At 66.8% G+C, this 7,392-nt stretch carries 4 protein-coding genes; all 4 read right to left on the bottom strand.

Annotation, left to right across the window (positions count from 1 at the left end; all coding sequences use genetic code 11):
• Nucleotides 1-386, bottom strand: a 386-nt coding sequence (gene purE, locus JXA24_07460) for a 5-(carboxyamino)imidazole ribonucleotide mutase (GenBank protein MBN1283590.1), incomplete at its 3' end; no start/stop codon positions are given.
• Between the two features lie 85 nt (nucleotides 387-471).
• Nucleotides 472-1,755: a phosphoribosylamine--glycine ligase gene (gene purD, locus JXA24_07455; protein ID MBN1283589.1), complete on the bottom strand. Its 1,284-nt coding sequence runs from the start codon at nucleotides 1,753-1,755 to the stop codon at nucleotides 472-474.
• Nucleotides 1,756-1,867: 112 nt separating this feature from the next.
• Nucleotides 1,868-5,551, bottom strand: a complete 3,684-nt coding sequence (locus tag JXA24_07450) for a hypothetical protein (GenBank protein MBN1283588.1) — start codon at nucleotides 5,549-5,551, stop codon at nucleotides 1,868-1,870.
• Between the two features lie 163 nt (nucleotides 5,552-5,714).
• Nucleotides 5,715-7,298, bottom strand: coding sequence for a bifunctional phosphoribosylaminoimidazolecarboxamide formyltransferase/IMP cyclohydrolase (gene purH / locus JXA24_07445; protein MBN1283587.1), 1,584 nt, complete (start codon nucleotides 7,296-7,298; stop codon nucleotides 5,715-5,717).
• Nucleotides 7,299-7,392: the final 94 nt, after the last annotated feature.

Raw genomic sequence — 7,392 nt, 5'->3', positions numbered from 1 at the left:
GCCAGTATCCCCGCGTTGCGCGCGCCGGCCTTTCCGATCGCCACCGTGGCAACCGGCATGCCGGCCGGCATCTGGACCGTGGAGAGCAGGGAGTCGAGGCCCGAGAGGGGGCTCGCGTCGAGCGGCACGCCGATCACGGGAAGCGTCGTGTTGGCGGCGATCGCGCCGGCCAGATGGGCTGCGAGCCCTGCACCGGCGATGATCACCTTGATGCCGTCGCCCCTGGCGTTTCTGGCAAGCGCCGCCGCCTTCTCAGGCGTGCGGTGGGCGCTGGCGATGTGCATGCGGCTCGTAACACCGAGCTCGGCGAGCGCCCTCTTCGCCTCCTGCATCGTCTCCAGGTCGCTGTTGCTGCCCATCAATATCAAGACACTCGGTTTATTCATAATTATCTCCATGATGTGACTCGTGACTAGTAACTAGTGACTGGCGGTTAATGACATGTTTTTTTCCGTACACTACCGCTAGTCACTAGTCACCAGTCACGGTTTTCAAGGCCTTTGCACCGATGTCCTTCCTGTAGTGCGCACCGTCCCACGATATCTTTTCGACCGCGGAGTAGGCGCGGTCGATCGCTGATTTCATGTCGCTGCCCAGCGCGGTGACTCCCAGCACCCGGCCGCCGTCTGTAAAGACCGATTCGCCCTCGGCCCTCGTTCCCGCGTGGAACACCACGACGTCCCTCATGTCGCCTGCCGCTGCCAGCCCATCGATCCTTCTCCCCTTCTCATAGCTCCCGGGATATCCGCCGGATGCCATCACCACGCACACCGCCGGCCGCTCGTCCCACTCGAGCCTGACCTCGGAGAGCCTGCCATCGCACGCGGCCAGGAGCGCCTCGGCGAGGTCGCTCTTCATGCGCATGAGAAGCGGCTGGGTCTCGGGGTCGCCGAAGCGCGCGTTGAACTCCAGCACCTTCGCCTCGCCGTCCTTTATCATGAGCCCTGCGTATAGCGCGCCCACGAACGGGGTCCCCTCATCAGCCATGCCCTGCACCACCGGCCTCATCACCTGCTCCATCACCTGTTCTGTAAGTTCAGCGGTGAGCACCTCAGCGGGTGAGACGGCGCCCATGCCCCCTGTGTTGGGGCCGCGGTCTCCGTCGTATGCAGCCTTGTGGTCCTGAGACGAGGCAAGCGGGAGCACGGTCTTTCCGTCGCAGATCGCGATGAAGGAGGCCTCCTCGCCATCGAGGAACTCCTCCACCACTACCTTGCATCCGGCGCCGCCGAAGCGGCAGTCGACCATGATCTCGCGCACCGCGGCCTCGGCCTCCCCCACCGTGCGGCAGATCATCACGCCTTTCCCGGCAGCCAGCCCGTCCGCCTTGACGACCATGGGCAGACAGCGGCTGCGGACGTGCTGCAACGCCAGCCCCGGATCGTCGAAGGTCTTCGAATCCGCGGTGGGAATGCCGTGCCTTATGCAGAACTCCTTTGCGAAGGCCTTGGAGCTCTCGAGCCGGGCCGCCTCCTTCGATGGTGCGAAGATGCGAAGGCCGGCCGCCTTGAAGGCAGCCTCGATGCCCGATGCGAGCGGCGCCTCCGGCCCCACGACCGTGAGGCCCACGCGCTCAGTGCGGGCAAAATCGAGCAGGCCGTTTATGTCCTCCGCCTTGAGGGGTACGCACTTCGCGTCACGGGCAATGCCCGCATTGCCCGGTGCGCAAAAAAGAGCTGAGACCCCAGGGGATCGGGCGAGTTTCCAGACAAGCGCGTGTTCCCTGCCGCCCGAACCCACCACCAGGACCTTCATTTGAACCTCCGCATTAGAAACGCGGTCTATATCTTTAAAAGGTATAGGAAATCAAGAAGTATCGTCAACCTTGAGGAATCGGTTTAACGATCAACCGGCCACGGGTCACGGGTCATTGGTTTTCGGAGGTCTCGGTGATCGATTCCAGGGCCCCGTCCCTGCCCATCACGGCCCTGGAGCGGGCGATCGCGCCAGCCGGGTCCTCCGCCTCCACGACGATCTCTATGGGCCACAGACCCACGGCGGAGGTGTCCCCCTTTGCCGAGAAGTGGAGCCACCTCTCCTCGATGCGGTCGATCCAGCGATCGAGAGAGCCGCCGTGGCCGGCCTTGATATTTGCGCGGTATTTGAGCCTGTCTCCGGTCGGGTCGGAGAAGGCGAGCCCGGCCCTTCCGCGAACGCCGTCGAAGGAGATCTCCGCTATCCTTCCCGAGGGCGGCTCGTTGGCGTTCCAGTAGATAAACCCCATGCTGCCCACGGACCTCCCCGCCTTCTGCATGTCGAAGGCGACGAAGAGATCGGTGCCGCCGTAGCCCTTGAGCGGCAGGGCCGCCATGGCGTGTGACCTGCTGAACGAGAACTTTCCGCCCGGCGATACGTCGTCCGCCTCGGACCTGGGCTCCAGCCTCTCCGCCGAGGCGGGGTGTATCCGTATTTTCCCCTCCGCGTCCCTGCCCATGGCGGCGACCGAGACGCTGCGCTCCCTTCCGAGTACGAGGTGGCCCTTCCCCGAGGAGGGGTCACGGATGAGGATCACGTCCTCCACAGCCCCCCCGCTCGTGGCGGTGGCGGCCCTGCCGGCCGAGTAGAGCGCCATCCCGCGGCCCGGACCGGCCACCTTTGCAATCGATGCGTCGCCGCCCCTGGACACCACGAGGACCTCGTCCTTCCCCTTGCCTCCGTCCAGCCTCGACGCGAAGACCACTCCGGTACGGATCTCGGCGGCAGGCGAGAGCTCGCACGCCCATCCCCGCTCCTGCGAGCGAGAGCAGAGGCCGGCCTGCGACCTGCCGTCGGCGCGCAACGCCACAAATATCCGGGCCTCTCTCCCCTGGCCGATCGCCACGATCTTCGCGCTCTCCACCCTTGCGGAGTCGGCGAGCACCGGGAAGAACTCGTGCGAGACGCCGCGTGCGTCGTCGGAGGCGACCACGTCGATGCCCAGCACGTCGCTCACCCTCGCCTGGGCCGCGCCCACGCTCACCCTGCACTTTACCGCGCCGGCGAAGATGAGCGGCCTCTCGCCGAGAACCGCCAGCGACTCCACCGACTCGACGCTACATCTGACCTCTCCCCTCTTCGTGTTGAAGCTCCTCATCGGCGGGAGGTCGAGCCTCTCCCCGTAGAGCCTGCAGGCCGGGCCCTTCGCCTCGGGCGAGGGGATCTGCGAGGCGATCTTGTGGTATCGTATGTAGCCGACGTCGGAGGCGGCCACCACGCTCCCCGCGGTCTCGGCCGCGGCCAGAAGGCGTGGCCTCTCGCCCACCGACGCCTCGCACGGCGAGAAGGAGAAGTGCTGCCTGGACGCGTCCTTCGCGCGAAGGACCGCAAACCCGGCCCTGTCTCCGGTCGCCCCGCTGACGAGCAGCAAAGCGCTGTCGGGAGATGCCGCATTGAGAACCAGCGAATCGAACGCCTGTCTCCAGGGAAGGACCCCTGCGCGCGTGCGGCCCTCGTCGAACAACCCCTCCGAATACCCGGCGACATTTCCCTGGGGCCGTTCCTCCCCCCGGCCTGGATCGCCGGGCTCCCTGTCGCAATAGTTTGGAACGCCGTCGCCGTCGGAGTCCTCCGCGTCCGCAGGATCGGCGGGGACGCACAGCAGATTCTGCGCGTCGCCGACGCAGCCCATCTTCCCCGGGACCACGCAGGTGCCGACCCTGACCGCACAGGCGTTGCCGATGCCGGCCACATCGTCGGGCACGCCGTTGCAGTCGTCGTCGGAGCCCATGTTCGAGCATGTCTCGACCCCGGGATCGCCCGGCACGCACTCGGCCTCCCGTCCCTCCCTGCAGAAATCCACGACGCGCCTGCAGACGCCTATGCCGCACTCCTTCGTCCCCAGCCCCTCGTCCGTCTCCCCGTCGCAGTCGTCGTCTATGCCGTTGCACTCCTCGGCGCGACCGAAAAAAGTCTGGATGCAGAGCATGAGCCCATCGGGCTGGCACAGATAGGTCCCCTCCGAACACGGCCCGGACCTCTCCGGGAGCGAGCAGCGGGCGCCCGGCTCGTCGGGAAGCGCTGCGCAGCCGCCGCAGGCGTTCGGTGCGCCCTGGCCCACCGGCGTGTGAACGCAGCCGCGGATGGGGTCGCAGAAGCTCTCCGTGCAGGGGTTGCCGTCCTCGCAGGAGATCATCGACCCGCCCACGCAGGCGCCGTCAATGCACATGTCGCCCAGCGAGCAGGGGTCCCCGTCGTCGCACCGAATGCCGTTTCGAACAGGCTCCTGCCGGCAGAGCCCGGCCGAACAGCGGGCCACGGTGCACGGATTGTCGTCCCCTGCGCACGGCAGGCGCTCGGTGAGGGCGTGGTCCACCTTGCAGAACGCCTTCGAGGGATCGGCGGGGTTGCAGGCCCAGACCCCCCTGGCACACTCGTCGCCGCCCGGAACGCCGCAGGGGGCGCCCGGCTCCCCGGGGAGCGCGCCGCAGCCGCCGCAGGCGTTTCTCACCCCGTTGTCGACCTCGCCGTCGCAGTCGTTGTCCAGCCCGTCGCAGAGCTCGGCCCTGGGCTCGACGCGGGGGGCGCTGCAGACCGCGACACCTCTCTTAGGGTCGCAGGCCATCACCCCTTCGCGCGCGCACTCCCCGAGCTGGCCGTTGTCGCAGGGCTCGCCGAGACCCGGGGCGTCGGCGTCGATCTCGCCGTCGCAGTCGTCGTCGATGCCGTTGCCACATATCTCCACGCCCGGCTCGCCGGGACGGGCGGAGCACACAAGCGAGAGCCTGTCATCGCTGCAGACGAAGACCCCCGAATTGCGGCACGCCCCCACGCCCGCGTGGCAGGTGCGGCCGAGCTCCTCGAACCCCTCGTCCGCCCTGCCGTCGCAGTCGTTGTCCACGCCGTCGCCGCAGAGCTCGGGGCCCGGCTCCCCCGGCACGCACTGAGACTCCTTCCCGCCTTCGCAGGCAGGGACCCTGCGGAAGCAGGCGCCCACGCCGCAGGTGAGCTCGCCGAGGTCCTCGTCGACCTTGCCGTCGCAGTCGTTGTCAAGGCCGTCGCAGATCTCCCTGGACGGCTCGCCCGCCGCCGCGTCGCAGGCCGCGCCCGATCCGTCGTGCGTGCATGCGATCCTGCCCGATCTCCTGCATTCGCCGAGGCCGGCGGTGCAGTGCCCCCCAACGTTGAACCCGTCGTCGATGAGCCCGTTGCAGTTGTTGTCCACCCCGTCGCAGCGCTCCACGGCGTCGGGATGGATTTTTGGATCGCGGTCGTTGCAGTCGCCCATGCAGGTCGTGTACCCGTCGCCGTCCTTGTCAAACCCCTCGTCTATCCTCCCGTCGCAGTTGTCGTCCTCCCCGTTGCAGACCTCCATGCGCTCGCCCGGCTCGACCGTCGGCCTGCACGCCGCTTGGCCCCCCTCGCAGACAGCGAGCCCCCTGCCGCATATGCCCGGCAGCCCGCTCTTGCACGGCTGGTCGCAGGCCAGGCACTCCCCCCTGGACCGGTCATATCCGTAGCCGGGCGCACAGCGCTCCTTCGCGGGGGAATCCTGCGCAGGCGCAGAAACGGAAATGGCCAATAGAATCAAAGGGATTATGAGGGGGCACAGACTGCGACCTGCTCTCGCCGACATGCGGCAGAAGATAAATGCGAATGCGTCTTAAATCAAGGGGGTTAAAGGGAAAAACAGGATCGGGGATCAGGGATCGGGGATCGGGGATCTGTGGTCAGTGGTCGGTGGTCTGTGACCAGTGGTCAGCCGCCAGTCACGAGTTACGAGTCACGAGTCACGGATCTCAGTGCCTGAAGTGGCGCACTCCGGTGAACACCATGGCCATGCCGTGCTCGTCCGCCGCGGCGATGACCTCCTCGTCCCTCATGGAACCGCCCGGCTGGACCACGGCGGAGGCGCCCGCCCTTGCGGCCGCGTCCACCCCGTCGCGGAACGGGAAGAAGGCGTCGGAGGCGATGACGGAGCCTTTGAGGTCGATCTTCGCGTCGGCCGCCTTCATCACCGCGACCTTCGCCGAATCGACCCGGCTCATCTGGCCCGCGCCGATGCCGACCGTGCGGCCCCCCTTCGCATAGACGATCGCGTTGGACTTCACGTGCTTGGCGATCCTCCAGGCGAACTCCATGTCCTGCCATTCGGCGTCGCTGGGTCTCCTCTTCGTGACCACCCGCGCCTCGCGCACCGGCTCGCGCGAGAGGTCGCGCTCCTGCAGCAGCAGGCCGCCGGTGACTCGGCGCATGTTCCAGCCGGAGGGGGTGAATGCGTCGCCCAGCCCCGGGAGCTCGAGCAGCCTCAGGTTCTTCTTTTTGGACAGGATCTCCAGCGCCCCCTTCTCGAACGACGGCGCAGCGATCACCTCGAAGAAGGTCTCGCCGATCTTCGCGGCAGTGGCCGCGTCCAGCGGCCTGTTGACGCCGATTATCCCTCCGAACGCGGAGAGCGGGTCGCACCCGAAGGCGTTCTCATAGGCCTCTGCCAGCGACTTGTCGGAGACCGCGGCGCCGCAGGGATTCGCGTGCTTCACGATCACCGCGGCGAACCGGCTCCCCTGAAACTCCTTGACCATCTCCAGCACCGCGTCCGCGTCCATGATGTTGTTGTACGAGAGCTCCTTGCCCTGGAGCTGGCGCGCGTTCACGATCGCGGGCTCGGAGGCGCCGGCCGGGTCGCGGTAGAACGCCGCCCTCTGGTGCGGGTTCTCGCCGTAGCGCAGGTTCTGCACGAGCTCGAAGGTGAAGCCCGCGCTCGTGGGCATCTCGAGCTTTCTGCCCCCGTCGTCCATTGAGCTGAGATACGATATTATCGCGGAGTCGTAGCGCGCGGTGGCGGCGAAGACCTTCTTCGCGAGCCTGAATTTCGTCTCGCGGGTCAGAGCGCCCGCGTTTCTGTCCATCTCCTCTATTATTCCGGAGTAGTCGGCGCTGTCCGCCACGACAGCCACGTCCTCGTGGTTCTTGGCCGCGGAGCGCAGCATTGTGGGGCCGCCGATGTCTATGTTCTCGATCGCATCCTCGAATCTGCAGCCCGGCTTCGCGATCGTGGCCTCGAACGGATAGAGGTTGACCGCTACCAGGTCGATCGGGCCGATGCCGTTCTCCCTCATCTCCTCCCGATGCTTTGGATTGGAGCGCATCCCGAGGATGCCGCCATGGACCTTGGGGTGAAGGGTCTTGAGCCTTCCGTCGAGTATCTCGGGAGAGCCGGTATAATCCGCAACATCGACCACAGGCACCCCGGCGTCGCGCAGAGCCTTCGCCGTGCCCCCGGTGGAGAGAATCTCGACGCCCCTCTCGTGCAGTGCCTTTGCGAAATCGACCACGCCCCTCTTGTCGGAGACGCTCACGAGCGCCCTTGATATCTTGTTCATCGAACCTCCAAATCTGGCACCAGGGATCAGGGACCGGGCTTTTGTTTTCCGGGTCCCGAATCCCGGGTCCCGAATCCCGGGTCCCGGGTCCCGG

It is taken from the genome of Pseudomonadota bacterium, from assembly GCA_016927275.1.
In the GTDB taxonomy this organism is placed as follows: domain Bacteria; phylum UBA10199; class UBA10199; order 2-02-FULL-44-16; family JAAZCA01; genus JAFGMW01.
Note: the sequence above shows the minus strand (reverse complement) of the source record. Positions and strands in the feature narration are given on the sequence as shown.

Bases quoted from the DNA above. Each gene is read 5' to 3' on its own strand.
- purH (MBN1283587.1), bottom strand. From the start codon at position 7,298: ATGAACAAGATATCAAGGGCGCTCGTGAGCGTCTCCGACAAGAGGGGC.
- purD (MBN1283589.1), bottom strand. From the start codon at position 1,755: ATGAAGGTCCTGGTGGTGGGTTCGGGCGGCAGGGAACACGCGCTTGTC.
- JXA24_07450 (MBN1283588.1), bottom strand. From the start codon at position 5,551: ATGTCGGCGAGAGCAGGTCGCAGTCTGTGCCCCCTCATAATCCCTTTG.